At 72.8% G+C, this 22,652-nt stretch carries 22 protein-coding genes; 7 read left to right on the forward strand and 15 right to left on the reverse strand.

Going from position 1 to position 22,652, the window contains the following annotated elements:
* Nucleotides 1-110 precede the first annotated feature (110 nt).
* Together JKV81_RS34715 and JKV81_RS34720 are read right to left on the reverse strand one after the other, a co-directional pair.
* A complete protein-coding gene (locus JKV81_RS34715) occupies nucleotides 111-1,736 on the reverse strand; it encodes an outer membrane protein assembly factor BamB family protein (protein ID WP_202079580.1) in 1,626 nt (541 codons plus the stop codon).
* Nucleotides 1,737-1,847: 111 nt separating this feature from the next.
* Complete coding sequence (locus tag JKV81_RS34720) at nucleotides 1,848-3,665, reverse strand: ABC-F family ATP-binding cassette domain-containing protein (protein ID WP_129263903.1); 1,818 nt, start codon at nucleotides 3,663-3,665, stop codon at nucleotides 1,848-1,850.
* A 147-nt stretch (nucleotides 3,666-3,812) separates the two neighbouring features.
* Between JKV81_RS34720 and JKV81_RS34725 the strand changes: the two genes are divergently transcribed.
* Nucleotides 3,813-4,472, forward strand: coding sequence for a lipoprotein (locus JKV81_RS34725; RefSeq protein WP_202079582.1), 660 nt, complete (start codon nucleotides 3,813-3,815; stop codon nucleotides 4,470-4,472).
* Between the two features lie 40 nt (nucleotides 4,473-4,512).
* Here the strand turns inward: JKV81_RS34725 and JKV81_RS34730 are convergent, their stop codons facing one another.
* The 6 genes from JKV81_RS34730 to rsmI form a co-directional block, all read right to left on the reverse strand.
* Complete coding sequence (locus JKV81_RS34730) at nucleotides 4,513-5,412, reverse strand: 4-(cytidine 5'-diphospho)-2-C-methyl-D-erythritol kinase (RefSeq protein WP_129263906.1); 900 nt, start codon at nucleotides 5,410-5,412, stop codon at nucleotides 4,513-4,515.
* Nucleotides 5,409-6,281, reverse strand: a complete 873-nt coding sequence (gene rsmA, locus JKV81_RS34735; protein WP_129263908.1) for a 16S rRNA (adenine(1518)-N(6)/adenine(1519)-N(6))-dimethyltransferase RsmA — start codon at nucleotides 6,279-6,281, stop codon at nucleotides 5,409-5,411. Before rsmA ends, JKV81_RS34730 begins: the two co-directional genes overlap by 4 nt.
* 9 nt (nucleotides 6,282-6,290) lie before the next feature.
* Nucleotides 6,291-6,848 (reverse strand): ubiquitin-like domain-containing protein, encoded by a 558-nt coding sequence (locus JKV81_RS34740; protein WP_372444276.1) that lies wholly within the window; start codon nucleotides 6,846-6,848, stop codon nucleotides 6,291-6,293.
* Nucleotides 6,849-7,028: 180 nt separating this feature from the next.
* Nucleotides 7,029-7,895 (reverse strand): TatD family hydrolase, encoded by an 867-nt coding sequence (locus tag JKV81_RS34745; protein WP_202079586.1) that lies wholly within the window; start codon nucleotides 7,893-7,895, stop codon nucleotides 7,029-7,031.
* Nucleotides 7,896-7,927: 32 nt separating this feature from the next.
* Nucleotides 7,928-8,311, reverse strand: a complete 384-nt coding sequence (locus JKV81_RS34750) for a hypothetical protein (protein ID WP_129263913.1) — start codon at nucleotides 8,309-8,311, stop codon at nucleotides 7,928-7,930.
* Between the two features lie 172 nt (nucleotides 8,312-8,483).
* Nucleotides 8,484-9,377: a 16S rRNA (cytidine(1402)-2'-O)-methyltransferase gene (gene rsmI / locus JKV81_RS34755; RefSeq protein WP_124277377.1), complete on the reverse strand. Its 894-nt coding sequence runs from the start codon at nucleotides 9,375-9,377 to the stop codon at nucleotides 8,484-8,486.
* 53 nt (nucleotides 9,378-9,430) lie between these two features.
* Between rsmI and JKV81_RS34760 the strand changes: the two genes are divergently transcribed.
* Complete coding sequence (locus tag JKV81_RS34760; protein ID WP_129263915.1) at nucleotides 9,431-11,197, forward strand: dolichyl-phosphate-mannose--protein mannosyltransferase; 1,767 nt, start codon at nucleotides 9,431-9,433, stop codon at nucleotides 11,195-11,197.
* The gene (locus JKV81_RS34765; protein WP_307820665.1) at nucleotides 11,194-12,384 is read left to right on the forward strand and encodes a TetR/AcrR family transcriptional regulator; all 1,191 of its coding nucleotides are present in this window, start codon (nucleotides 11,194-11,196) and stop codon (nucleotides 12,382-12,384) included. The genes JKV81_RS34760 and JKV81_RS34765 overlap by 4 nt, the downstream gene beginning before the upstream one ends.
* Here JKV81_RS34765 and JKV81_RS34770 read toward each other — a convergent pair.
* Complete coding sequence (locus JKV81_RS34770; protein WP_202079590.1) at nucleotides 12,353-13,552, reverse strand: oxygenase MpaB family protein; 1,200 nt, start codon at nucleotides 13,550-13,552, stop codon at nucleotides 12,353-12,355. The two genes, JKV81_RS34765 and JKV81_RS34770, sit on opposite strands and share 32 nt — an antisense overlap.
* A gap of 317 nt (nucleotides 13,553-13,869) precedes the next feature.
* Between JKV81_RS34770 and JKV81_RS34775 the strand changes: the two genes are divergently transcribed.
* From JKV81_RS34775 to JKV81_RS34785, 3 genes are all read left to right on the forward strand, one after another.
* Nucleotides 13,870-15,504: a penicillin-binding transpeptidase domain-containing protein gene (locus JKV81_RS34775; RefSeq protein WP_202079591.1), complete on the forward strand. Its 1,635-nt coding sequence runs from the start codon at nucleotides 13,870-13,872 to the stop codon at nucleotides 15,502-15,504.
* Between the two features lie 79 nt (nucleotides 15,505-15,583).
* Nucleotides 15,584-16,093 (forward strand): YbaK/EbsC family protein, encoded by a 510-nt coding sequence (locus tag JKV81_RS34780; protein ID WP_202079593.1) that lies wholly within the window; start codon nucleotides 15,584-15,586, stop codon nucleotides 16,091-16,093.
* Nucleotides 16,090-16,941 carry an EamA family transporter gene (locus JKV81_RS34785; protein WP_129263922.1) on the forward strand — a complete coding sequence of 284 codons (852 nt, stop codon included), beginning with the start codon at nucleotides 16,090-16,092 and terminating at the stop codon, nucleotides 16,939-16,941. Before JKV81_RS34780 ends, JKV81_RS34785 begins: the two co-directional genes overlap by 4 nt.
* A gap of 55 nt (nucleotides 16,942-16,996) precedes the next feature.
* Here the strand turns inward: JKV81_RS34785 and JKV81_RS34790 are convergent, their stop codons facing one another.
* From JKV81_RS34790 to JKV81_RS34815, 6 genes are all read right to left on the reverse strand, one after another.
* Nucleotides 16,997-17,479 carry a GNAT family N-acetyltransferase gene (locus JKV81_RS34790; protein WP_129263924.1) on the reverse strand — a complete coding sequence of 161 codons (483 nt, stop codon included), beginning with the start codon at nucleotides 17,477-17,479 and terminating at the stop codon, nucleotides 16,997-16,999.
* A gap of 33 nt (nucleotides 17,480-17,512) precedes the next feature.
* Entirely contained in the window at nucleotides 17,513-18,316 is an 804-nt protein-coding gene (locus tag JKV81_RS34795; protein WP_124277384.1) for an SDR family NAD(P)-dependent oxidoreductase, read from the reverse strand.
* A complete protein-coding gene (locus JKV81_RS34800; protein ID WP_124278125.1) occupies nucleotides 18,313-19,473 on the reverse strand; it encodes a serine hydrolase domain-containing protein in 1,161 nt (386 codons plus the stop codon). Before JKV81_RS34800 ends, JKV81_RS34795 begins: the two co-directional genes overlap by 4 nt.
* Nucleotides 19,474-19,550: 77 nt before the next feature.
* The gene (locus JKV81_RS34805) at nucleotides 19,551-20,321 is read right to left on the reverse strand and encodes an energy-coupling factor ABC transporter ATP-binding protein (RefSeq protein WP_129263928.1); all 771 of its coding nucleotides are present in this window, start codon (nucleotides 20,319-20,321) and stop codon (nucleotides 19,551-19,553) included.
* Nucleotides 20,318-21,079: a cobalt ECF transporter T component CbiQ gene (gene cbiQ, locus JKV81_RS34810; protein WP_124277386.1), complete on the reverse strand. Its 762-nt coding sequence runs from the start codon at nucleotides 21,077-21,079 to the stop codon at nucleotides 20,318-20,320. The genes JKV81_RS34805 and cbiQ overlap by 4 nt, the downstream gene beginning before the upstream one ends.
* Nucleotides 21,079-22,131: an energy-coupling factor ABC transporter permease gene (locus JKV81_RS34815; protein WP_202079595.1), complete on the reverse strand. Its 1,053-nt coding sequence runs from the start codon at nucleotides 22,129-22,131 to the stop codon at nucleotides 21,079-21,081. The genes cbiQ and JKV81_RS34815 overlap by 1 nt, the downstream gene beginning before the upstream one ends.
* Before the next feature lie 179 nt (nucleotides 22,132-22,310).
* Here JKV81_RS34815 and JKV81_RS34820 point away from each other — a divergent pair.
* On the forward strand, nucleotides 22,311-22,652 hold a 342-nt coding region (locus JKV81_RS34820), incomplete at its 3' end, for an SsgA family sporulation/cell division regulator (RefSeq protein WP_202079597.1).

Consider the following 22,652-nt stretch of genomic DNA (forward strand, 5'->3'; position numbering starts at 1 on the left):
GCGGCTGGGTCATCAGCACGTCCCCCTTCGTGCGGTCCGGAGCCCGGCCCGTTCACACGGCCGGGCGAAGTGCTCTGCGTCGCCCGCCGCGCGACGGGCGGGCTGCCCGCTCACTCGCCGAAGGCAAGCATCGTCTTCGTGCTCATCTCGGCCTCGTCGTCCTCGGCGGTGCCGACCAGCGGCAGGGTGAGGAGGGAACGGCCGTCCTCGTAGTCGACCTCGGCGGCGGTCATGCCCGCCTCGACGGCGGCCGTCGCCGCCGGATGGGTGAGCAGCGTCCGCGGCTCGCCGCCGGTGGGTGCGAGCGTGGCGATCTCGCCGCCCCGCGACGTGGTGGCGGCCACGTGGACGAGCAGCTTCCCGCCGTCCAGGCGCATCGGTTCCATCCTCCGCCCGAGCGGCGCGTCGGCCGCCCACTTCTGCCGGCCGGTGTCGAGGTCGAACGCGACGATCCGGTTGTCGACGTCGAACTCGACGTGCTTCCGCTTGGTCGAGATGTAGAAGGTGTCGTCGTCCGCGGCGACGCCCTCGCAGTCGTCCCTGTTCCGGGAGACGACCAGGTAGCCGCCGCACCTCACCTCGTAGCCGGCGAAACCGAGGTCGACGTCCCGGGTGCCCAGGTCGATCGCCGAACGGTAGGTGCCGTCGTCCCGCAGGGCGACGAGCCGCCATGCGTCGCCCTTCCCCATCGCCACCACCAAGGGGCTGACCGAGTAGACCTGTTCGACGGACCAGCCCTGCTCGACGGCGTACCGCCACTTCAGTTTCCCGGACGCCGGGTCGAACTCCTGGACCTCGTGGCCCTTCGCGCAGTTCGCGAGGGCCACCATCCGGGGCCCGCTCACGAAGGAGTAGGACTGGCAGTCGCGCGGCTGTGCGGCGAACAGCTCCTGTCCGTCCTCCGCCCGGTAGGTGTGGACCTGTCCGGGGCGCGCGAACGTCACCGTGGCGCCGTTCGCCGCCATGGCGGGCCGCCGCTGGGTGTCAGGGTTGTTCGGCAGGGACTTCGTCCAGCCCGTCTTCCCCGTCCGCAGGTCGATCATCTGCATGACCGAGCAGTCCGCGCCGGTGTCGGTCTCCTCCCCCTCCGTCACGACGACGATCCTGCCGTCCGTGGTGGGCTGGGTCGGCGCCCCGCAGATGTCCTGCGGCAGCCGCAGGCTCCACCGCACCGCCCCGTCGGCCATCGAGTAGCCCGACACGGTGCGGTAGAAGGCCTTGGCGACGATGTCCCCGGCCCTCCACGGCCCGTACACGCCCATGGCCCGGGCCGGGAGGTCGACGCCCAGGCTCTGGACCCAGCGGACCTTCGCCTCGCCCGGCTCGCGGAGGCCGTCGAGGCGGGTCGCCAGTTCCGCGTCGCTCTCGCCCTCGCCGTCGCTCTTCCCGTCGCCCTGGCCAGCCGTGGGCGCGGGTCCGGCGGCCGGCTTCCCGCCGTCGTCGTCACCGCTCAGGGCGAACCAGACGCCGCCCCCGGCGACCAGGACCAGGGCGAGCACGGCGCCGACGATCGCGCCGGTCCTGCCCCTGAAGCGGCCACCGCCGCCGGGACCGGCCGGTCCCGTGCCACCGGGCGGCTGCGACGGAGGACCGTAACTCCCCTGCGCCGGCGGCCCGTACGGCCCGGGGTGCGAGGCGTAAGGGGGCGGCCGGTAGCCGTGTCCGGGGGCGCCGGGCGGCGGATCGTACGGGGCTCCGAAGCTCCCCTGCGGTTGTTGGCCGGCAGGCTGAGTCATCGGCGGATCCCCCTCGTACGTCCATGGCTCCGCAGGGTCACGCCAACCCGGGCGGATCTACTTTCTACCACCCGCCCGGGCACGGCCCTCGGCCCGCACCGGGCTCATCCGTCAGGCGTCCTCGGCCAGTTCGAGCCAGCGCATCTCCAACACGTCCCGCTCCGCGACCAGTTCACGCAGCTCGGCGTCGAGCGTGGCGACCTTCTCGAAGTCGGTGGCGTTGTCGGCGATCTGCGCGTGCAGGGCCGTCTCCCTGGTCGACATCTTGTCGAGCTGCCGCTCGACCTTCTGGAGCTCCTTCTTCGCCGCGCGCGCCGCCTGCGGCGAGACCGTCTCGGCCGGCGCGGCCTTCGGCGCCGAGGACCCGGCGGCGGAGGCGGGCGTCGCCGTCTCCTCCATGCGCTGCCTGCGCTCGATGTACTCGTCGATGCCGCGCGGCAGCATCCGCAGGGCGTGGTCACCGAGGAGCGCCATCACCTTGTCGGTGGTCCGCTCGATGAAGAACCGGTCGTGGGAGATCACGATCATCGATCCGGGCCAGCCGTCGAGGAGGTCCTCCAGCTGGGTCAGCGTCTCGATGTCCAGGTCGTTGGTGGGCTCGTCGAGGAAGAGGACGTTGGGCTCGTCCATGAGCAGCCGCAGGATCTGGAGCCGGCGCCGCTCACCACCGGAGAGGTCGCCGACGGGGGTCCACTGCTTCTCCTTGGCGAAGCCGAACTGCTCGCAGAGCTGTCCGGCCGTCATCTCACGGCCCTTGCCGAGGTCGACGCGGTCGCGCACCTGCTGGACGGCTTCGAGCACCCGCAGGTTCGGGTTGAGTTCGGCGACCTCCTGCGAGAGGTAGGCGAGCTTGACGGTCTTGCCGACGACGACCTTCCCGGCCGCGGGCTGTACGTCGCCCTGGCTGCGGGACGCCTCGGCGAGCGCCTTCAGCAGCGAGGTCTTGCCCGCGCCGTTGACGCCGACCAGGCCGACCCGGTCGCCGGGGCCGAGCTGCCAGGTGAGGTGGGTGAGCAGCGTCTTGGGTCCGGCCTGGACGGTCACGTCCTCCAGGTCGAAGACGGTCTTGCCGAGCCGGGCGTTGGCGAACTTCATCAGCTCGCTGGTGTCGCGCGGGGGCGGCACGTCGGCGATCAGCTCGTTGGCGGCCTCGATGCGGTAGCGCGGCTTGGAGGTGCGCGCGGGGGCGCCCCGGCGCAGCCAGGCCAGCTCCTTGCGCATCAGGTTCTGCCGCTTGGACTCCTCGGTCGCGGCGATCCGCTCCCGCTCGGCCCGCGCGAACACGTAGTCGCTGTAGCCGCCCTCGTACTCGTGGACGGTGCCCCGCTGGACGTCCCACATGCGGGTGCAGACCTGGTCCAGGAACCACCGGTCGTGGGTCACGCAGACGAGCGCGGAGCGCCGGGTGCGCAGATGGCCGGCGAGCCAGGAGATGCCCTCGACGTCGAGGTGGTTGGTGGGCTCGTCCAGGACGATCAGGTCCTGCTCGTCGATGAGGAGCTTCGCCAGGGCGATGCGGCGGCGCTCACCGCCGGAGAGCGGGGCGATGACGGTGTCGAGGCCGTGCTCGAAGCCGGGGAGGGCGAGGCCGCCGAAGAGTCCGGTCAGTACGTCGCGGATCTTGGCGCTGCCCGCCCACTCGTGGTCGGCGAGATCGCCGATGACCTCCTGGCGGATGGTCTTCGCCGGGTCCAGGGAGTCGTGCTGGGTGAGGACACCGAGGCGCAGCCCGCCGTTGTGGGTGACACGGCCGGTGTCGGCGTCCTCCAGCTTGGCGAGCATCCGGATGAGCGTCGTCTTGCCGTCGCCGTTGCGGCCGACGACGCCGATCCGGTCGCCCTCGGACACCCCGAGGGATACACCGTCGAGCAGGGCACGGGTGCCGTACACCTTGCTGACCTGCTCGACATTGACCAGATTGACGGCCATTTCACTCCTGCGTCGGGGATCCCTGCGTCGGGGACCGCTCGGCGTCCCAGGGTAGTCGCCACGCGGGGTGCGATAGCGTGCGGCGATCGATCATGGGGAGAAACCCCAGGTCGGAGCGGTTCGGAACATCTTCGGGGTGGGGACTTCATGATGCGTGGAGCGGTACGGGCTCTGATTCCGGCGGCTGTGGCGGCGCTGGCGCTGGCCGGCTGTTCGTCGTCGTCCGGCGGCGGTAACGGTGCGGACCCGGGGAAGAACGGGGACAGCGCCCCTTCCAAGGCCGCCGGGAGCGCCACGGGGAACGCCGCCGCGGCGAAGGGCGTCACGCTCGGCGGCGCGGGCTCGCCCTGCGAGCTGCCGGTGACGTTCGACCTGGCGGCGGACTGGAAGCCGCAGGCCGTCACGGTGGAGCCGGGCTCCGACCTGGCCGCGCTGGGCGAGCAGGGCCCGGTCACCATGGTCTGCGAGGTCGACGCGAAGCCGGCGGGGAACATCGGCTACCTCCGCGTCTGGCAGGGCAAGGCGTCCGGCGACACCCCCCGCGCGGTGCTGGAGGCCTTCGTCAAGGCCGACCCGAACGCGGGCGAGGCCACGTACACCGAGGCCGAGGCGGGCCCGCTGCCCGCCGCCGAGGTCGGCTACACCGTGAGCGGCGAGCTGCTGGACGAGCCGAAGACCGAGCACGCCTTCGCGGTCACGACCCCCGAGGGCCCGGTCGTGGTGCACCTGGGCGGGCTGGACTCCCAGGAGCACCAGGAGATGCTCCCGGCGTACGAGCTGGCGAAGAAGACACTGAAGCTGGGCTGACGGCGACGGCGGCGTGCCCGTCCCCCGCCGTCTCCCCCGGTCAGACGACCGTGGCGCCCGGGGCGGGGGACGCCGCCACGCGGGCGTTGCGGCAGGTGCCCGAGGCCAGCAGGGCGTCGGCCACCTTCCGCGCGGACTCCTCGTCGGCGGTCAGGAACGCCGTGGTCGGTCCGGAGCCGGAGACCAGCGCGGCCAGGGCCCCGGCGGCGGTGCCCGCCGCGAGGGTCTCGGCCAGCGCGGGGCGCAGGGAGAGCGCGGCGGCCTGGAGGTCGTTGCCGAGGGCGTCCGCGAGGGCGCCGGCGTCCCCCTTGCGCAGGGCGGTCAGCAGGGCCGGCGAGGCCGCGGGCTCCGGTACGCGGGTGCCGGCGGTGAGCCGGTCGAACTCGCCGTACACCGCGGGGGTGGAGAGCCCGCCGTCGGCGACGGCGAAGACCCAGTGGAAGGCGCCGCCGACCTCGACGGGCGTCAGCTGCTCGCCACGCCCGATGCCGAGGGCCGCCCCGCCGACCAGGCTGAACGGCACGTCGCTGCCCAGCTCGGCGCTGATCTCCAGGAGTTCCTCCTGGGTGGCGCCGGTGCCCCACAGGGCGTCGCAGGCCAGCAGGGCGGCGGCGCCGTCGGCGCTGCCGCCCGCCATGCCGCCGGCGACGGGGATGTCCTTGGCGATGTGGAGGTGGACGTCGGGCGCGATGCCGTGCCGGGCGGCCAGCGCGATGGCGGCGCGGGCCGCGAGGTTCGTGGCGTCCAGCGGGACCTGGCCGGCGTCCGGTCCCGAGCAGGTGACGCGCAGGGTCTCGGCGGGGGTGACGGTGACCTCGTCGTACAGGCCGACGGCGAGGAACACGTTGGCCAGGTCGTGGAAGCCGTCGGGGCGGGCGGCGCCCACCGCGAGCTGCACGTTGACCTTGGCGGGTACGCGGACGGTGACGCTCTGGGTCATGCGGAGGGCTCCGGCTTGTTCTCGGCGATGGCGGCGAACTCCTCGACGGTCAGGGCCTCGCCGCGCGCCTGCGGCGAGATCCCCGCGGCGGTCAGGGCGGCCTCGGCGGCCGGGGCGGAGCCCGCCCAGCCGGCCAGGGCGGCGCGGAGCGTCTTGCGGCGCTGGGCGAACGCGGCGTCCACGACGGCGAAGACCTCGGCCCGGCTCGCGGTCGTACGGATCGGCTCCGTGCGCCGGACCAGGGAGACCAGCCCGGAGTCGACGTTGGGCGCGGGCCAGAAGACGGTGCGCCCGATCGATCCGGCGCGCTTGACGTCGGCGTACCAGTTGGCCTTGACCGACGGCACCCCGTACACCTTGTTGCCGGGGCGGGCGGCGAGCCGGTCGGCGACCTCGGCCTGCACCATGACGAGCGTCCGCTCGATGGTGGGGAAGCGCTCCAGCATGGTGAGCAGCACCGGCACGGCGACGTTGTACGGCAGGTTGGCGACGAGCGCGGTCGGCGCCGGGCCGGGCAGCTCCGTGACCAGCATCGCGTCGGAGTGGACCAGGGCGAAGCGGTCGGCGCGCTCCGGCAGCCGGGCGGCGACCGTGGCGGGCAGGGCGCCCGCGAGTACGTCGTCGATCTCCACGGCGACGACCCGGTCGGCCGCCTCCAGCAGGGCCAGGGTCAGCGAGCCCAGGCCGGGCCCGACCTCCACCACCACGTCGTCGGGCCGCACCTCGGCGGTCCGTACGATCCTGCGGACCGTGTTGGCGTCGATGACGAAGTTCTGACCGCGCTGCTTGGTGGGGCGTACGCCCAGCGCTGCGGCCAGCTCGCGGATGTCTGCGGGGCCCAGGAGGGCGTCGGGCTCTGTGGTGCTCACCCGTAAAGCCTACGGCCGGAGCCAGGGCGCTCCGCCCGGCACGGGACCGAAGCCGCGCGTCTCGCGGAGGACGACGACCTCGTCACCGTCGTCGAGGCCGGTGGCCGGGGCGGGGGCGACGGTGTCCCGGGCGCCGACCGTGACGCCCTCGGCCTCCAGGAGCTCCCCGACGTCGTCAGCGAAGGTGTGCAGGGTGCGGGACGTCCCGTCGACGCTGACGCGTACGGCCTTGTCCTGGGCGAGGAACGCGACGGTGCCGCCGGCCAGCACGGCGAGGACCAGGGCGCGCGGGACGAGCCGCCGCAGACTCCGAGGGCCGCCCCGGTGCCGGCGGACCGCCCGGTGCCCGGCGGGTTCCTTCCGGTGGGACGCCTGCCGGGGCACCAGCGGGGTGTCCAGCACCGTGGGGTCGTGGACCGGCAGGGGGCCCGGCCACAGTCCGGCGACGATCGTCCGCTGCTCGTGCAGGGAGCGCTCGGTCAGGGACCGCTCGGGCGACGAGCGCGGCGGCAGGGGGCGCTCCGTCGGGGGACGCGGCGGCAGGGGCGGCGGTACCGGGGGCCGCACCGGGGCCCGCCTCGTACGCCGACCGCCGCGCGCCGCGCGGTGACTGCCCTGCGAATGGCCCACGACGCTCCCGACGTTCCGGCCTGCCGACCCCGTTGCGCGGGCACGATAGCCGAGCCCCCGTAACCGTACAAAGTTGTACGATTACCCCACGTGTCGGCAGGGAGCGTCGTCGCCTCCTCAGAAGTCGAACGCCCGCGCGGTGTTGTCGTAGACGGCGGCCGCCAGGGTGTCCTCGTCGGTGCCCCGCACCTCGGCCATGGCACGCAGCGTGACCGGGATCAGATAGGGCGCGTTGGGCCGTCCGCGGTAGGGGGCGGGGGTGAGGAAGGGCGCGTCCGTCTCGACGAGCACCAGCTCGGCGGGGGCGACGGCCAGCGCGTCGCGCAGCGGCTGCGCGTTCTTGAAGGTGACGTTGCCCGCGAAGGACATGAAGTACCCGGCCGCCGCGCAGATCCGGGCCATGTCGGCGTCCCCGGAGTAGCAGTGGAAGACGGTCCGCTCCGGCGCACCGGCGTCGGCCAGGATGCGCAGGACGTCCGCGTGGGCGTCCCGGTCGTGGATGACCAGGGCCTTGCCGTGCCGCTTGGCGATCTCGATGTGGGCCCGGAAGGACTCCTCCTGGGCGGCCACGCCCTCGGGCCCCGTACGGAAGTGGTCGAGGCCGGTCTCGCCGACGGCGCGTACGTGGTCGAGGGCGGCCAGCGCGTCGATCTCGGCGAGCGCCTCGTCGAGTGCCGCCTTCCCGCCCGGCTCCCTGGCCCCCTGGCGGGAGGTGCCCTCCGGGTCGCCGTGCACGATGCGCGGCGCCTCGTTGGGGTGCAGGGCGACGGAGGCGTGGACGGACGGGTGCGCGGCGGCGGTCTCGGCGGCCCAGTGCGAGCCCTTCACGTCGCAGCCCACCTGGACGACGGCGGTCACGTTGACCGCCGCGGCCCGGGCCAGGCCCTCCTCGACGGTTCCGTCCTGCATGTCCAGATGGGTGTGGGAATCGGCGACCGGAACCCTGAGGGGTTCGGGGAGCGGCGGGGCGTCGGTACGGCTCATGCCCACGACTCTACGAGGGCATGAACCCTCTCTCACCGCCGGTGGAAGGGGCGCAGCAGATCGGACAGCTGCCAGTGGCGCGCCGGCGGGCCGGCCGCGGGGACGGCGGTGGCCACGGACATCTCCTCGGGGGTCTCCTGGCCGGCCGCCGTGGCCTGCGGGGGCTTGAGCAGCTGCTGCACGGTGGAGACCCGTCCGGCGCGCATGATCCGCACCACGTGACCACCGCAGTTCACACACGTCGGGGTGGACAGGGGCGAGGGCACGCGCTCCCCGTCCGCCATGTAGACCACGAACGCGCTGCCCGAGCTGTCGACGTGGTGCTGTATCTCGTAGGCCTGCTCCCAGCCGTACCCGCACCTCATGCAGGCGAAGGCGTACGCCTCGTGCACGGTGGCTGCTGCGATCTCACTCATGCCTGCTCCTCTTGTCCGCTGGACAAGCACTCCGGACAAGCACTCCGGATGGTGCGTTCCACCCTCAAGTGGACGCCTTCGCCGACGGCGACGCACCAGGTCTGCCGAGTGTTGGAACGCTTTTGGCCGATCCGTGGCCGGGGGGCCCGGTACGCGGCTCGGGCTTTACATTTCAGGTTAGTCCTTTGCCCTGCTCCTGGCCGGTCCGAGCCGCGTTCTTTGCCGCCACCACCGCATCGAACACCTCGCGCTTGGGCAGCCCCGCGTCGGCGGCGACCGCCGCGATGGCCTCCTTGCGCCGCTCCCCCGCCTCCTCGCGCACCTGCACCCTGCGCACCAGCTCGGCGGCGTCCAGTGCCTCGCCCGAGTCCGTGGCGCCCTCGACCACGACGGTGATCTCGCCGCGCACGCCCTCGGCCGCCCAGACGGCCAGTTCGCCGAGCGGGCCGCGCTTGACCTCCTCGTAGGTCTTGGTCAGCTCCCGGCACACGGCGGCCCTGCGGTCCGCGCCGAACACCTCGGCCATCGCGGCCAGGGTGTCGTCCAGCCGGTGCGGGGCCTCGAAGAAGACCATCGTGCGGCGCTCGTCCGCCACCTCCCGCAGCTTCCCGAGCCGCTCGCCCGCCTTGCGCGGCAGGAAGCCCTCGAAGCAGAAGCGGTCCACGGGCAGGGCGGACAGCGCGAGCGCGGTCAGCACGGCCGACGGGCCCGGTACGGCGGTGACCTTGATGTCCTGCTCCACGGCGGCCGCGACGAGCCGGTAGCCGGGGTCGGAGACGGATGGCATCCCGGCGTCGGTGACGAGCAGGACACGCGCGCCGCCGGCCAGGGCCTCGACGAGTTCGGGGGTGCGCGCCGACTCGTTGCCCTCGAAGTAGGACACGACACGCCCCGTCGTGTGGATGCCCAGCGCCTGGGTCAGCCGGCGCAGCCGCCGGGTGTCCTCGGCGGCCACCACGTCGGCCGTCTCCAGCTCGGCGGCGAGCCGTGGCGGGGCGTCCGCCACGTCGCCGATGGGGGTCCCTGCGAGTACGAGCGTTCCAGTCGTTCCAGTCACATCGGCCATCCTCCCAGCCCTGGCGGCACCACTCGCACAGATGCGTTCCCTACGATGGCGCGGTGACGAGTACTGCGCCCGAAGCCCAGCAGGGCAACGACGCCGGGGATCACACCGGCGACCAGCCGCCTTCCTGGCAGCAGCGGCTGCGCCGCTTCGGCCATTCCCCACGGCCGGAGACGGGGCTGCGCGAGCGCCTGGACCCGCCCTACGCGGCCCCGGGCCGCCAGTTCTGGAGCGTGCTCGCGGTGCCTCCGGCCCTCGCCGGCCGCCTGGTGCGCTGGTCCGCCTGGGGCGGGCCGCTGCTGGTCGCCCTGGTCGCCGGGGTGCTGCGGTTCTGGAACCTGGGCAGCCCGAAGGCGGTGATATTCGACGAGACGTACTACGCCAAGGACGCCTGGGCCCTGGTCAACCAGGGGTACGAGGGTTCCTGGCCCAAGGACGTCGACAAGCTGATCCTGAAGGACCCGTCCTCGGTGGACATCCCGGTGGACCCGGGTTACGTCGTCCATCCCCCGGTCGGCAAGTGGATCATCGGTTTCGGGGAGCAGCTCTTCGGGTTCACCCCGTTCGGCTGGCGCTTCATGGTGGCGCTGCTCGGCACCCTCTCCATCCTGATGCTGTGCCGCATCGGCCGGCGCCTGTTCCGCTCGACGTTCCTGGGCTGTCTCGCGGGCACCCTGCTGGCCGTGGACGGGCTGCACTTCGTGATGAGCCGCACCGCGCTGCTCGACCTGGTGCTGATGTTCTTCGTGCTCGCGGCCTTCGGCTGCCTCCTGATCGACCGCGACTGGTCCCGCCGCAAGCTGGCCACCGCGCTCCCGGTCGACGAGGAGGGGCTCCTGCGCCCCGACGTCCACGTCGCCGAAACGCTCCGCCTGGGGTGGCGCCCGTGGCGGATCACAGCCGGTCTGATGCTCGGCCTGGCGTTCGCCACGAAGTGGAACGGGCTCTACATCCTGGCCGCGTTCGGTGTGATGGCGGTGCTCTGGGACGTCGGCGCGCGGCGTACGGCGGGTGCCGTGCAGCCGTACCGGGCCGTGGTCCTCAGGGACCTGCTGCCCGCGTTCCTCTCCACTGTGCCGGTCGCGATCGGCACGTACCTCGTCTCGTGGACCGGCTGGATCGTCACGGACAAGGGCTACTACCGGAACTGGGCGGCCACCGAGGGCAAGGGCGGCAGCTGGACCTGGCTGCCGGACTGGCTGCGCAGCCTGTGGCACTACGAGAACCAGGTCTACGAGTTCCACGTCGGCCTGACCTCCGGCCACACCTACCAGTCCAATCCGTGGAGCTGGATCGTGCTGGGCCGCCCCGTCTCGTACTTCTACGAGGAGAAGTCGGGCTGCCTGGAGTCCTCGACCAACAAGTGCGCCCGTGAGGTCCTGGCGCTCGGCACCCCGCTGCTCTGGTGGGCGGCGTGCGTGGCGCTGCTGTACGTGCTGTGGCGCTGGTTCTTCCGCCGCGACTGGCGGGCGGGCGCGATCGCGTGCGGGGTGGCGGCGGGCTGGGTGCCCTGGTTCTTCTACCAGGAGCGCACGATCTTCCTGTTCTACGCGGTCGTGTTCGTGCCGTTCCTGTGTCTGGCGGTCACGATGATGATCGGCGCGCTCCTGGGCCCGGCGGCCGGCACGGGCACCAGACACCGGCTCGGCATGGACACCGCCGATCCCACGGGCGAACGCCGGCGCACGCTGGGCGCGATCGCGGCGGGCGTGCTGGTGCTGCTGATCGTCTGGAACTTCGTCTACTTCTGGCCGCTGTACACGGGCACGTCGATCCCGGAGGACTCCTGGCGCGACCGGATGTGGCTGGACACCTGGGTGTGACCGAGCCGACCGCGGCCACCCGGCCCCGCAACCGCAGGCAGCTGATCGTCGAGGCGGCCGGACGGGTCTTCGGCGAGCACGGGTACCACGCGGCGTCCATGGAGAAGATCGCCGCCGCGGTGGGGATCACCGCGGCGGCGCTGTACCGGCACTTCCCGAACAAGTACGCGCTGTTCGCCGAGTGCGCCGACGTCACGGCGGGCCGGCTCGTCGCCGCGCTCGACGAGGTGCCGCCCGGTGCGGCGCTGCCGGACGTGTGCGCCGCCCTCACCCGGGTCACCGTCGCCCACCGCGCGTCGGGCGGCGTGTACCGGTGGGAGGCCCGCTACCTCGAACGTGAGGACCGCAGGCGTCTCATGATGCGGTTCGGGCACATCGTGGGGCGGGTCGACGAGGCGGTGCAGCGCGCGTACCCGCTCCCCGACAGGCGCCTGCGGGCCGTGGCGGCCCTCGGTGCGATCGGGTCCATCACGATGCATCACACCTCGATCGCCCAGCGGCGGGCCGAGGAGCTGCTGTCGGCGTCCGCGCTGCGTGTCGCCGCGACCGATCCCGCGGCGGCCCGGAGAGGCAGCCCGCGCCCCGTCGAGCTGCCCGCCCAGCCGGTGCCGCGCACCCGGCGCGCGGAGATCCTGGCCGCCGCCGTCCCGCTGTTCGCACGGGACGGCTTCACCAGCGTCACCAACGGACAGATCGCGCAGGCGGTGGGGCTGGCCCCGTCCGCGCTCTACCGCCACTACTCGGGCAAGGTCGACATCCTGGCGGCGGCGTGCCTCCAGGCGGCGGGACTCCTGGCCCAGGGTGTCGACCGCAGCCTCCAGGAGGTGTCCGGCCCGCGCGAGGCCGTCGAGGCCCTGGCGGCGACGTACGTGGCCTACAGCTTCGAGCACACCGCGCTCAACAGCGTCGCCGAGGCCGAGCTCGCCGGTCTGCCGGACGGCCTGCGGCGGCCCCTGGTCCTCGCCCAGCGCGAGCACATCGCCGTCTGGGAGCAGCAGTTGCGGCTGGCCCGGCCCGAGCTGGACCCGCGTCAGGCCCGGGTGCTGGTGCACGCGGCGTTCGGTGTGGCCGTCGAGGCCGGACGCGGGCTGCGGTGGCAGGACAGCCACGGCCACCGTGACGCCGTGACCGCCCTGGTCGTGGGTGCCCTGGGGCTCAGCCGGCCCGGTTCCCGGTCGGGATCGTGATCGGGGTGGTCGTCCCGGAGGCGCCCTTGTTGAGGAAGAGCATGGCCAGGGCGCGTACGAACTGGTCGAACATGTAGAAGGTGCCGGGCATGACGGGCGAGAGCCCCTCGCGGAACAGGATGTACGCCGGCCACGCGGTGCGGACCAGGGCCGCCGACACGTAGTCGCGTTTCAGTCCCAGCCAGTCGCCGACCTCGTCGCTGAGGACGTAGCGCACGAACTCGTTCAGGAACCCGCGGGTGACGCCGAGGTCGATCTGCGCGGTCAGGCCGAGCAGTTCCTCCGCCAGCTCGATGCCCTCGGTCGAGGGGGTGAGGATCGGGGTGAGCACCTGCGCCGACTGCTTCTCGGCCGCCGCCCAGGTCTTGGGGATGTGCTCGTACGGCACACCGAGCAGATGGACGGCGACCTGCCACGAGTGCAGGAACGCCTCTTGGTCCGCCGCCGGGTAGGGGATCTTCCAGTCCAGCAGCTTCCTGTGGACGTACGTGCCCAGGCTGTGGAAGGTGACCAGGATGTCGGCGGCACTGATCGGGACGGTCTCGTCGGCGACCGCCCGCCAGTGCGGCGACTGCGGCAGCAGGTGGCGGACCGCCGCGTGCACCACGCGCGTCTTGTTGGCGGTGACGACGAACTGCCCCGTCGGCTCGAAGGCCTTGAGCTGGGAGAGGTCGTAGCCGAAGGTGAACGTCTTGGCCGCGCGGTCCTGCATCTGGGCACCGCCCGCGGACCAGTAGACGCTCTTGGCCTCGCGCGGGATCACGGTGCTCATGATCCCGCTGCCGAGGCCGTACAGCATGAAGAGGTACGTGTCCCGGCGCCGGTTGAAGTCCGCGGCGCGGGTCAGCTTGGCGGGATCCGCCCACGAGGGCAGCCTGTTGACCTGCCCCAGGTAGGCGGTGAACTCGTCCGGAAGCCCGCCGGGCAGCGGGTCGTTGTTGTTCACCCATGACGCCCACGCGGTGTTGATCGCGGGTACGTGGCCCCCGGTCAGCATCGAGGCCATCAGGGGGTCCGCCGCCTCGTCCCAGATCCACTCCGGACCGGTCCCCGCGGCGGCTCCCGTCACCCCGCCCGCAGCCGCCCAGGCCCGGGCGGGGCTCCCCACGCCCACGAGGCCGAGTGCCACACCGAGCGACAGGACGCTCCGCCTGTTGAGATTCTGCATTTACTTACCCACTTCCCTGCTGGGCCAGGCCGCGCCACACGCCCTACCTGGCTTGCGAGTTGCATTACCACCGCGTTTCCGATCATGCTGAAAGATGTGATTCCCCATTAACATAGCGAGGCGCACCACCGTGGGCAACGGTGAGGACCGAGCCCAGAGAGGGACGGAAAGCGGACACCTGGCGGAAAGCGCTCTCCCGGAGCGCATAGCAGTCCGGTAACAACCCGCTCAGGGCGCACTCCCGTCACGTAAAGTGCCGAAGGAAGGCCCCACTTGAACACGTTCAACCGGGGCTCATGGGGAGGGGGACTGCACAGATGCGCAGTGGAGCGAAGGTCGCCGTCGTCGGCGGAGTGTTCGTGCTGGTGGCCGGGGGGCTCGGTTACGGCGCCTACGAGGTGGTGCTGGGAGGCGGCGGGTCCGGGGGGACCGAGACCGCCTCCGCGTCCTCCGAGGTGAGGACCGGGCCGCCGGACAAGAAGGAGATCGAGGAGACCGCCAAGGGCTTCCTCGCGGCCTGGGCGTCGGGCGACGGGCCGGGCGCGGCGCTGCTGACGAACAACGAGTCGGGCGCGGAGCCGTTGCTGACGGGCTTCGCCGAGGAGGCCCACGTCACGAAGGCGGTGATCACGCCGGGTCCCGCCGTCGGCGCGAAGGTGCCCTACACGGTGAAGGCGACGGTCTCCTACGAGGGGAAGACCAAGCCGTGGTCGTACTCATCCGAGCTGACCGTGGTGCGCGGGCTGACCACCGGCAAGGCCCTCGTCGACTGGCAGCCCACGGTGGTCCATCCGCAGCTCACCGAGGGCGCGTCACTGAAGACCGGGGAGTCGTCCACGGCGGCGATCGAGGCCGTCGACCACAACGGCAAGGTGCTGGACAAGGAGACGTACCCGTCGCTGGGGCCGATCCTGGACACCCTGCGCGAGAAGTACGGCGACAGCACCGGCGGTTCCCCGGGCATCGAGACCTGGATCGAGCCGGCCGACGAGCAGCTGCCGAACACCACGCTGCTGACGCTCGCCAAGGGCAGGCCCGGCAAGCTGCAGACCACGCTGGACGCGGGCGCCCAGGCGGCGGCGGAGCAGGCGGTCAAGCAGTTCAGCGGGGCGTCGGTGGTCGCCGTGAAGCCGTCCACCGGGGCGATCCGCGCGGTGGCCAACAACCCGGCCACCGGCTTCAACGCTGCGATGCAGGGCAGGCAGGCGCCCGGCTCGACGCTGAAGATCGTCACCGCGGCGATGCTCCTGGAGAAGGGCCTGGTCACGGCCGGCGGCGCCACGGAGTGCCCCAAGGACGTGCTCTACGAGGGCCGTACGTTCCACAACCTGGACTACTTCGAGCTGCCCTCCTCCAGCAGCTTCACCACCAGCTTCGCCCGCTCGTGCAACACCGCCTTCATCAAGCTGATCGACGACACCGAGGACGACGCGGCGCTGCCCAAGGAGGCCCGGGACGTCTTCGGCATCGGCCTCGACTGGAAGACCGGCATCACCTCCTTCGACGGCAAGGTGCCCGAGGAGGCCGGCGGTGAGGCGGCGGCCCAGTACATAGGCCAGGGCACCGTCCAGATGAACGCCCTCAACATCGCGTCCATCACGGCGACCGCCCGCACCGGAACGTTCCACCAGCCCGTGATCGTCCCGCAGTCCCTCGACGACCGGCAGCTCGCCACCGCGTCGCGCTCGCTCTCCGGGAACGTCACCCAGCAGCTGAACGACATGATGCGGGCCACCGCCTCCTGGGGCACCGGCAAGGCGGCCATGGCCTCGGTCAACGGCGACAAGGGCGCCAAGACCGGTTCGGCCGAGGTCGACGGACAGGGCACGTCCAACAGCTGGTTCACCGGTTTCAGCGACGATCTCGCGGCAGCGGCGGTCGTCCAGTCCGGCGGCCACGGCGGCGACGCGGCCGGCCCGGTGGTGGCGGCGGTGCTGCGCGCGGGCTCCTGACCCGCGCCCTCCGGCCGGCGGGCGCGTGCACCGGGAACTGCCTGGTGTACGCGCCCGCCCTTTCAGTAGCGTGCGGGGTATGAGCACTTCCGAGACCACCCCCGTCACGAACCCGTCCGACGCCCACCCCCGGTTCGCCGAGGCCCTGCGGGAGCTGGGCCTCGGCGTCGAGGTACGCCGCTTCCCGGACGCCACCCGCACCGCCGTCGAGGCCGCCGCGGCCATCGGCTGCGAGCTGAGCCAGATCGTCAAGTCCCTGATCTTCGAGGCGGACGGCGTGCCGGTCCTGGTGCTGATGGACGGCTCCTCCCGGGTGGACGTGGAGCGCGTACGGGCCGAGCTCGGCGCCGGGAAGGTCAAGCGGGCCGGCGCCGACCTGGTCCGCGAGACCACCGGCTACGCGATCGGCGGGGTCCCGCCCTTCGGGCACCGTACGAGGACCCGGGTGCTGGCCGACCGGGGGCTGCTGGTCCACGCGACGGTCTGGGCCGCCGCCGGCACCCCGCACACGGTCTTCCCGCTCGCCCCCGCGCGGCTGGTCGAGCTCGCGGGCGGCACTCTCGTGGACGTACGCGAGCAGACCGCGTGACCCCGCTGGTGGCGGCGGCCGTCCTGGCCGCCGCGATCACGCACGCCAGCTGGAACGCGATCGCCCACGCCATACGGGACCAGTTGCTCTCCTTCACCCTGATCTCGGGCGGCGGGGCGCTGATCGGACTCGTACTGGCCTGCTTCGCCCCGCTCCCGGCGTCCGGCGCCTGGCCGTACCTGCTGGTCTCCGCGGGTCTGCACGTGGCCTACATGCTGCTGCTGATGCGCTCGTTCACCCTGGGCGACTTCGGCCAGATGTATCCGATCGCCCGGGGCACGGCCCCCCTCGTCGTGACGGTCCTGGCCGCCGTCTTCATCGGGGAGCGCCCGGACGGCTGGGCCACGGCCGGCGTGGCGGTGGCCTCGGCGGGGCTCGTCGGGCTGGCGCTGTGGGGCATCCGGGGCTCCGGCAAGCGGCCCCACTGGCCCGCGATCCTGGCCGCCCTCGCGACGGGGCTGGCCATCGCCGGCTACACGACGGTCGACGGGGTGGGGGTGCGCGCCTCGGGAACACCGCTCGGCTACATCGCCTGGCTGATGATCCTGGAGGGGATCGCCATCCCCGCCTACGCGTTCTGGCGGCGCCGGGGCGAACTGGTGCCCCAGCTCACCCCGTTCGCCGCGCGGGGCCTGCTGGGCGCCGCGCTGTCGGTCGCCGCCTACGGGCTCGTCCTGTGGGCGCAGACGAGGGCCGCGCTGGCTCCGATCGCCGCGCTCCGCGAGTCCTCGATCATCGTGGGTGCCGCGATAGGGACCCTGTTCTTCAAGGAGCGGTTCGGGGCTCCGCGGATCGCGGCGGCCGGGCTGATGGTGGTCGGCATCGGCCTGATGCTGCACACCAGCTGACCGGGGCCGCCCAGGGCGTGCCGGGTGCGGGCCTCGGCACGCCCTGGGCGGCCCGTCACCGTACGGCCGACGCCGCCAGTTCCACGACGACCTCGCCGTCCTCCTCCTCGCCGGTGGGCCGGAAGCCGAGCGAGGCGTAGAGCTCCCCGGCCGCCGTGTTGTCGGTGCCGTACGAGAGCCGGAGCACCTCGCAGCCCTCCTGCTGCGCCAGCCACCCGGCGAGCGTGCGTACGGCGGCGCGGCCGGTCCCCCGGCCCTGCTCGGGGCCGTCGACGAGCACCCCGCCGATCCAGTACGAGCCGTCGTCGTCCCGGGCCCACATCACATGGCCGGTGACGGTCTCGTCCGCGTACACCGCGAGCGAGTGCCAGGTGTCCTCGCGCAGGGACAGCAGCAGGTAGCGGGCGGCCAGTGCGGGCGCGTGGTCGCGCTGGGAGTCCAGGGGCGCGATGTCGGCGACCGCACGCCAGTTGGCGTCGTCCACCCCGCGCAGGGTGACGCGCCGGCCGGTCCGGTCCGTGAGTCCGTGGTCGATCATCCGGGCAGGGTAGGCAGCGTGCCGCCGGTCCGGCTACCGGGTTTCGGGATCCGTGGTCATCGCCGCGCGGAAGCCGGTGTTGACGGCGAGCAGCCCGCCGTCCACCCGCAGCGTCGTGCCGGTGATCCAGGCCGCGTCCGGGGAGGCGAGGAAGGCGACGGCGGCCGCGATGTCGTCCGGTTCGCCGACCCGGCCGAGCGGATAGAGGGACCCGGCCCGCTCCAGTGAGTCCTCGCGGCCCGCCCAGGCGTCCGTGCGGATCGTGCCGGGCGCGATGAGGTTGACGCGGACACCGCGGGGGCCCGCGTGGCCGGCGAGGGTCCGGGTCAGGCTGGCCAGGCCCGCCTTGGCGGCGCTGTAGGCGTGGCCGCCGAAGTCCTGTTCGCCGTTGACGGAGCCGATGTTGACGATGGCTCCCCGGCCGGAGGCCACCAGGTGCGGCAGTGCGGCGCGGGAGCAGCGGTAGGCGCCAGTCAGGGTGATGTCGAGGCTGCGGGCCCACATCTCGTCCGTCTCGTCCTCGAAGAGCGGGGCGTCCTCGTGGTCGGCATAGGCGTTGTTGACGAGGACGTCGAGGCGTCCGAAGACGTCGACCGCGTGGGCCACCGCCGCTCCGACCGCCGCCCGGTCGCCGACGTCGCAGGCCAGGGACTCGGCGGTGCCGCCCGCCTCGCGTATCCCCGCAGCCGTGCGTGCGGCGCGGTCGGCGTCCAGGTCGGTGACGAGGACGGCCGCGCCCTCGGAGGCGAGCCGGCGGGCGGCGGCCGCGCCGATGCCCTGTCCCGCACCGGTGAGCAGGGCGGCGTATCCGTCGAGGCGAGCGAGGCGAGGAGTCATAGCGCCGACCGTACTGCCCGGACCAGGGCCTGGGCACGGGGGTCGGCGGTGACTCCCTTCTGCAGACCGTTCGTCACATAGCCGAGCGCGATGCCCGACTCGGGGTCGGCGAAGCCCAGCGATCCGCCCCGGCCGGGGTGGCCGAACGACCCGGGGCCCAGCAGCGGCGCGGACGGGCCGTGCAGCATGTAGCCGAGGCCGAAACGGGTGTTGACGACCAGCACACGGTCCGGCCCGGCGGACTCCTCGGTGCGGGCCAGGGTGAGCGTGGCGGGGGCGAACAGCCGCTGCCCGTCGACCTCGCCGATCATCGCGGCGTAGCAGCGGGCGAGCCCGCGCGCGGTGGCGGCGCCGTTGGACGCGGGGAGTTCGGCCGCGCGGTAGGCGGGGGCGTTCTCGTCGGGGAAGGGGTCGATGGCCCCGAAGGCGCGGCGGGTCAGCGAGTCCGGATCGCCGTACGCGTCGACGACGGAGCGCTTGGGCCGCATGCGGAGGGCGCCGCTGCCCTCGGCGGGCGGGGGTTCGACGGGCCCGATCCGCCCGATGCGGTGCGCCTCGTCGGCGGGCAGCCCGAACCAGAAGTCCAGCCCCAGCGGCCGGGCGATCTCCTCGGCGATCCAGCGGCCGATGGTCCGCCCGGTGACCCTGCGCACCAGTTCACCGACGAGCCAGCTGTAGGTCTGGGCGTGGTACCCGTGGTCGGTGCCGGGCTCCCACTGCGGCTGCTGGGCGGCGACGGCCTCCGGCCCGCTGACCCCGTCGGCCGCCTCCTCGGGCGTCAGCGCCCTGTCGAGGGCGGCCAGCCCGGCCCGGTGGGCGAGGAGATGGCGTACGAGCACGCGCTCCTTGCCGTTGGCCTTGAACTCCGGCCAGTACGTGCCGACCGGGGCGTCCAGGTCCACCTGCCCGCGCTGGTGCAGCAGCAGCGGCACGGCGGCGGCGACGCCCTTCCCGGCGGAGCGCACGATCTGGACGGTGTCCACGGCCCAGGGTTCGGTGCCGTCGACATCCCTCGTCCCGGCCCACAGGTCCACGACCTTGCGCCCGTGGCGGTAGAGGGCGACGGCCGCTCCCCGCTCCCCACGCTGTTCGAAGTTACGGACGAAAGCGTCCCGTACCGCCTCGAATCCCGGCGCCACCGTGCCCCGTACGTCCACGCCTGCTCCCGCGCTCCCGCTCATCCCCCCATGGTGCATTGCTCCGCGGGCGGAGCGGGTGCCGGGTCACCGTCCGTTCACGGACGCGGAACGGAGACGGAACGCGGGTCGAAGCCGAAGGGCAGCTCCAGCCGGTGCCTGCGCATCAGGGCGTCGTCGCAGAGCAGGTCCTGTGTGCGGTCGTCGGCGGTGATCACCCCGTCGCTGAGGATGACGGCGCGCGGGCAGAGCTCCAGGGCGTACGGCAGGTCGTGGGTGACCATCAGCACGGTGACGTCCAAGGAGCGCAGGATGTCGGCGAGTTCGCGGCGGGAGGCCGGGTCCAGGTTCGAGGAGGGCTCGTCCAGGACGAGGATCTCCGGCTCCATGGCGAGGACGGTGGCGACGGCGACCCGGCGGCGCTGGCCGAAGGAGAGGTGGTGCGGGGGACGCGCCGCGAACTCCTCCATGCCGACCTGCTTGAGCGCGGTCATGACCCGGTCCTCCAGCTCGGGACCGCGCAGCCCCGCGGCGGCGGGCCCGAAGGCGACGTCCTCGCGGACGGTCGGCATGAAGAGCTGGTCGTCGGGGTCCTGGAAGACGATGCCGACGCGGCGGCGGATCTCGGCGAGGTGCCGCTTCTCCACGGGCAGCCCGGCGACCCGGACGGTGCCGGCGCCCGCGTCGAGGATGCCGTTGAGGTGGAGGACGAGCGTGGTCTTGCCGGCTCCGTTGGGGCCGAGGAGCGCCACGCGTTCGCCGCGGTCCACGGTCAGGTCGACGCCGAAGAGGGCCTGGTGGCCGTCGGGGTAGGCGTAGGCGAGGCCGCTGACCTCGAGGGACGGCGCGGGGGCGGTGGGCAGGCTCATACGGTCCATCCCAGCAGACATACGACGAGGGCGAGCACGGGGAGTGCCGCGGCGTGCGCCCACTGGGTGCGGGAGGCGGTCACCTCGTCGATCACCGGCATCGTGCCGGTGTAGCCGCGGCTGACCATCGCGAGGTGGACGCGTTCACCGCGCTCGTAGGACCGGATGAAGAGGGCGCCCGCCGTCTTGGCGAGGGCGCCCCAGTGGCGTACTCCGCGCGCCTCGAAGCCGCGGGAGCGCCGTGCGATGGACATCCGGCGCAGCTCGTCGGTGATGACGTCGCCGTACCGGATCATGAAGGACGCGATCTGGACGAGCAGCGGCGGGAGCCTCAGCCGCTGGAGGCCGAGGAGCAGGGAGCGGAGCTCGGTGGTCGAGGCCAGGATCACCGAGGCGGCCACCCCGAGGGTGCCCTTGGCCAGGACGTTCCAGGCGCCCCAGAGGCCGGGGACGCTGAGGTGGACGCCGAACAGCTCGGTCTGCTCGCCGGGCACCACGAACGGCATGAGCAGGGCGAAGGCCACGAACGGCACCTCGATGACCAGCCGCTTCAGCAGGAACCCGGGACGGATCCGGGCGACCGCGGCGACACCGGCGAGCAGCACCGCGTACAGCGCGAAGGCCCAGACGGCCTCGCGGGGGGTGGAGACGACGGCCACGACGAAGCAGAGGACGGCGGCGAGCTTGCAGTGCGGCGGCAGGGCGTGGACCGGTGAGTGCCCGTGCCGGTAGAGCTTGTGCGCGTGGCCGGCGCCCATCAGACGGACTCGGGGGTGCGGGTCTCGGGAGCCTCCGGCGTACGACGGCGGCGCACGGCCCAGAAGACGCCGCTGCCGACGGCGACGGTGACGCCGACGCCGATCACTCCGGCGAGGCCCCCGGAGACCCGGGCGTCGCTGATGTCCTTGACGCCGTAGTCGGCGAGCGGGGAGTCGGCGGCGCCGTGTTCCTGGACCTTCTCGTCGATGCCCTTGTCGGCGGCGACCTTCTCCAGGCCGTCGGGGCTGGCGGAGGCGTAGAAGGAGACGAAGCCCGCGAGGACGAGCGCGGCGGCCAGTCCGGCGCCCCAGACCTTGCGGGTGGAGCGGGCGGCTGCCGGGGCGGGCTCGGCGGCGGCAGGGGCGTCGACGAGTTCACCGTCGACGCGGAGCTTGAGCGGGGCCGCGAGCCCACGGGCCCCGTGCACCAGGTCGGGGCGCACCGCGATCACGGCCCCCACGGTCAGCGCGGTGATCGCCGCCTCCCCGATGCCGATGAGGACGTGGACGCCGACCATCGCGGTGAGCACCTTGCCGATGGGTACGTCGGTGGTGCCGCCGATCGCGTAGATCAGGGTGAACGCGACGGCGGCGGCCGGCACGGAGACCAGCGCGGCCACGAAGGCGGCGGCGGTCGTCGAGCGGCGGGTGCGGGGCAGCACACGGGTCAGCCCGCGGAAGAGCGCGTAGGCGACGACGGTGGTGACGACGCCCATCACCGTGATGTTCACGCCGAGCGCGGTGAGGCCGCCGTCCGCGAAGAGGATCCCCTGCATGAGCAGGACGACGGCTATGCAGAGCAGCCCTGTGTAGGGCCCGACGAGGATCGCCGCCAGTGCCCCGCCCAGGAGGTGGCCGCTGGTGCCGGCCGCGACCGGGAAGTTCAGCATCTGCACGGCGAAGATGAACGCGGCGACCAGCCCGGCCAGCGGCGCGGTCTTTTCGTCCAGTTCACGCCGGGCGCCGCGGAGCCCGACGGCGACCGCGCCTGCGGCGACGACACCGGCGACGGCGGAGACGGGTGCGTTGATGAAACCGTCGGGTACATGCATGGAGTGGCTCCGCTTTCGGGCGTTGCTGCGGGCGGGGTCGGGAAACGCTCCATGATAGGGCCCTGTTGCAAACAGTTCGCAAGAGCGCACTTGTGACAACTGCGCGAACCCTTCAACATGCCCAAATGCGAATATATGGGACATTGGGGGGAGAGATTTTCACACAGGAGGAGCCGGCCATGTCCCTCGTGATCCAAGAACACGCCCGCGCCCGGCTCATCACGGACGGCCCGGACCCCCGACTGGTCCCCGTCGAACTGCGCTACGACCCGGCCGAGCCGCAGACCGTCCACGTCCGGCTCCCCGGCGGCGTCGACCAGCCCCTCGGCCTCGACCTGCTGGAACGCGGACTGCGCTCCCCCGTCACCCGCGGCGACATCCGCATATGGCCGTGCGGCCGGGCCCAGCTGGTCCTGGAGCTGCACTCGCCGGACGGCGTCGCCGTCTTCCAGTTCGACATCGCGCCCCTCATCCGCTTCGTGTCGCGGACCCGCGCGAGGGCGCCGAAGCGCCCGGCGGCC

It is taken from the genome of Streptomyces silvae, from assembly GCF_016745505.1.
Taxonomy (GTDB): domain Bacteria; phylum Actinomycetota; class Actinomycetes; order Streptomycetales; family Streptomycetaceae; genus Streptomyces; species Streptomyces silvae.

Bases quoted from the DNA above. Each gene is read 5' to 3' on its own strand.
- JKV81_RS34790 (WP_129263924.1), bottom strand. From the start codon at position 17,479: ATGATCGACCACGGACTCACGGACCGGACCGGCCGGCGCGTCACCCTG.
- JKV81_RS34745 (WP_202079586.1), bottom strand. From the start codon at position 7,895: ATGAGCCGTACCGACGCCCCGCCGCTCCCCGAACCCCTCAGGGTTCCG.
- JKV81_RS34770 (WP_202079590.1), bottom strand. From the start codon at position 13,552: ATGCAGAATCTCAACAGGCGGAGCGTCCTGTCGCTCGGTGTGGCACTC.
- JKV81_RS34775 (WP_202079591.1), top strand. From the start codon at position 13,870: ATGCGCAGTGGAGCGAAGGTCGCCGTCGTCGGCGGAGTGTTCGTGCTG.
- JKV81_RS34780 (WP_202079593.1), top strand. From the start codon at position 15,584: ATGAGCACTTCCGAGACCACCCCCGTCACGAACCCGTCCGACGCCCAC.
- JKV81_RS34750 (WP_129263913.1), bottom strand. From the start codon at position 8,311: ATGAGTGAGATCGCAGCAGCCACCGTGCACGAGGCGTACGCCTTCGCC.
- JKV81_RS34730 (WP_129263906.1), bottom strand. From the start codon at position 5,412: ATGACCCAGAGCGTCACCGTCCGCGTACCCGCCAAGGTCAACGTGCAG.
- JKV81_RS34805 (WP_129263928.1), bottom strand. From the start codon at position 20,321: ATGAGCCTGCCCACCGCCCCCGCGCCGTCCCTCGAGGTCAGCGGCCTC.
- rsmI (WP_124277377.1), bottom strand. From the start codon at position 9,377: ATGGCCGATGTGACTGGAACGACTGGAACGCTCGTACTCGCAGGGACC.
- JKV81_RS34795 (WP_124277384.1), bottom strand. From the start codon at position 18,316: ATGACTCCTCGCCTCGCTCGCCTCGACGGATACGCCGCCCTGCTCACC.
- JKV81_RS34720 (WP_129263903.1), bottom strand. From the start codon at position 3,665: ATGGCCGTCAATCTGGTCAATGTCGAGCAGGTCAGCAAGGTGTACGGC.
- JKV81_RS34815 (WP_202079595.1), bottom strand. From the start codon at position 22,131: ATGCATGTACCCGACGGTTTCATCAACGCACCCGTCTCCGCCGTCGCC.
- cbiQ (WP_124277386.1), bottom strand. From the start codon at position 21,079: ATGGGCGCCGGCCACGCGCACAAGCTCTACCGGCACGGGCACTCACCG.
- JKV81_RS34725 (WP_202079582.1), top strand. From the start codon at position 3,813: ATGATGCGTGGAGCGGTACGGGCTCTGATTCCGGCGGCTGTGGCGGCG.
- JKV81_RS34715 (WP_202079580.1), bottom strand. From the start codon at position 1,736: ATGACTCAGCCTGCCGGCCAACAACCGCAGGGGAGCTTCGGAGCCCCG.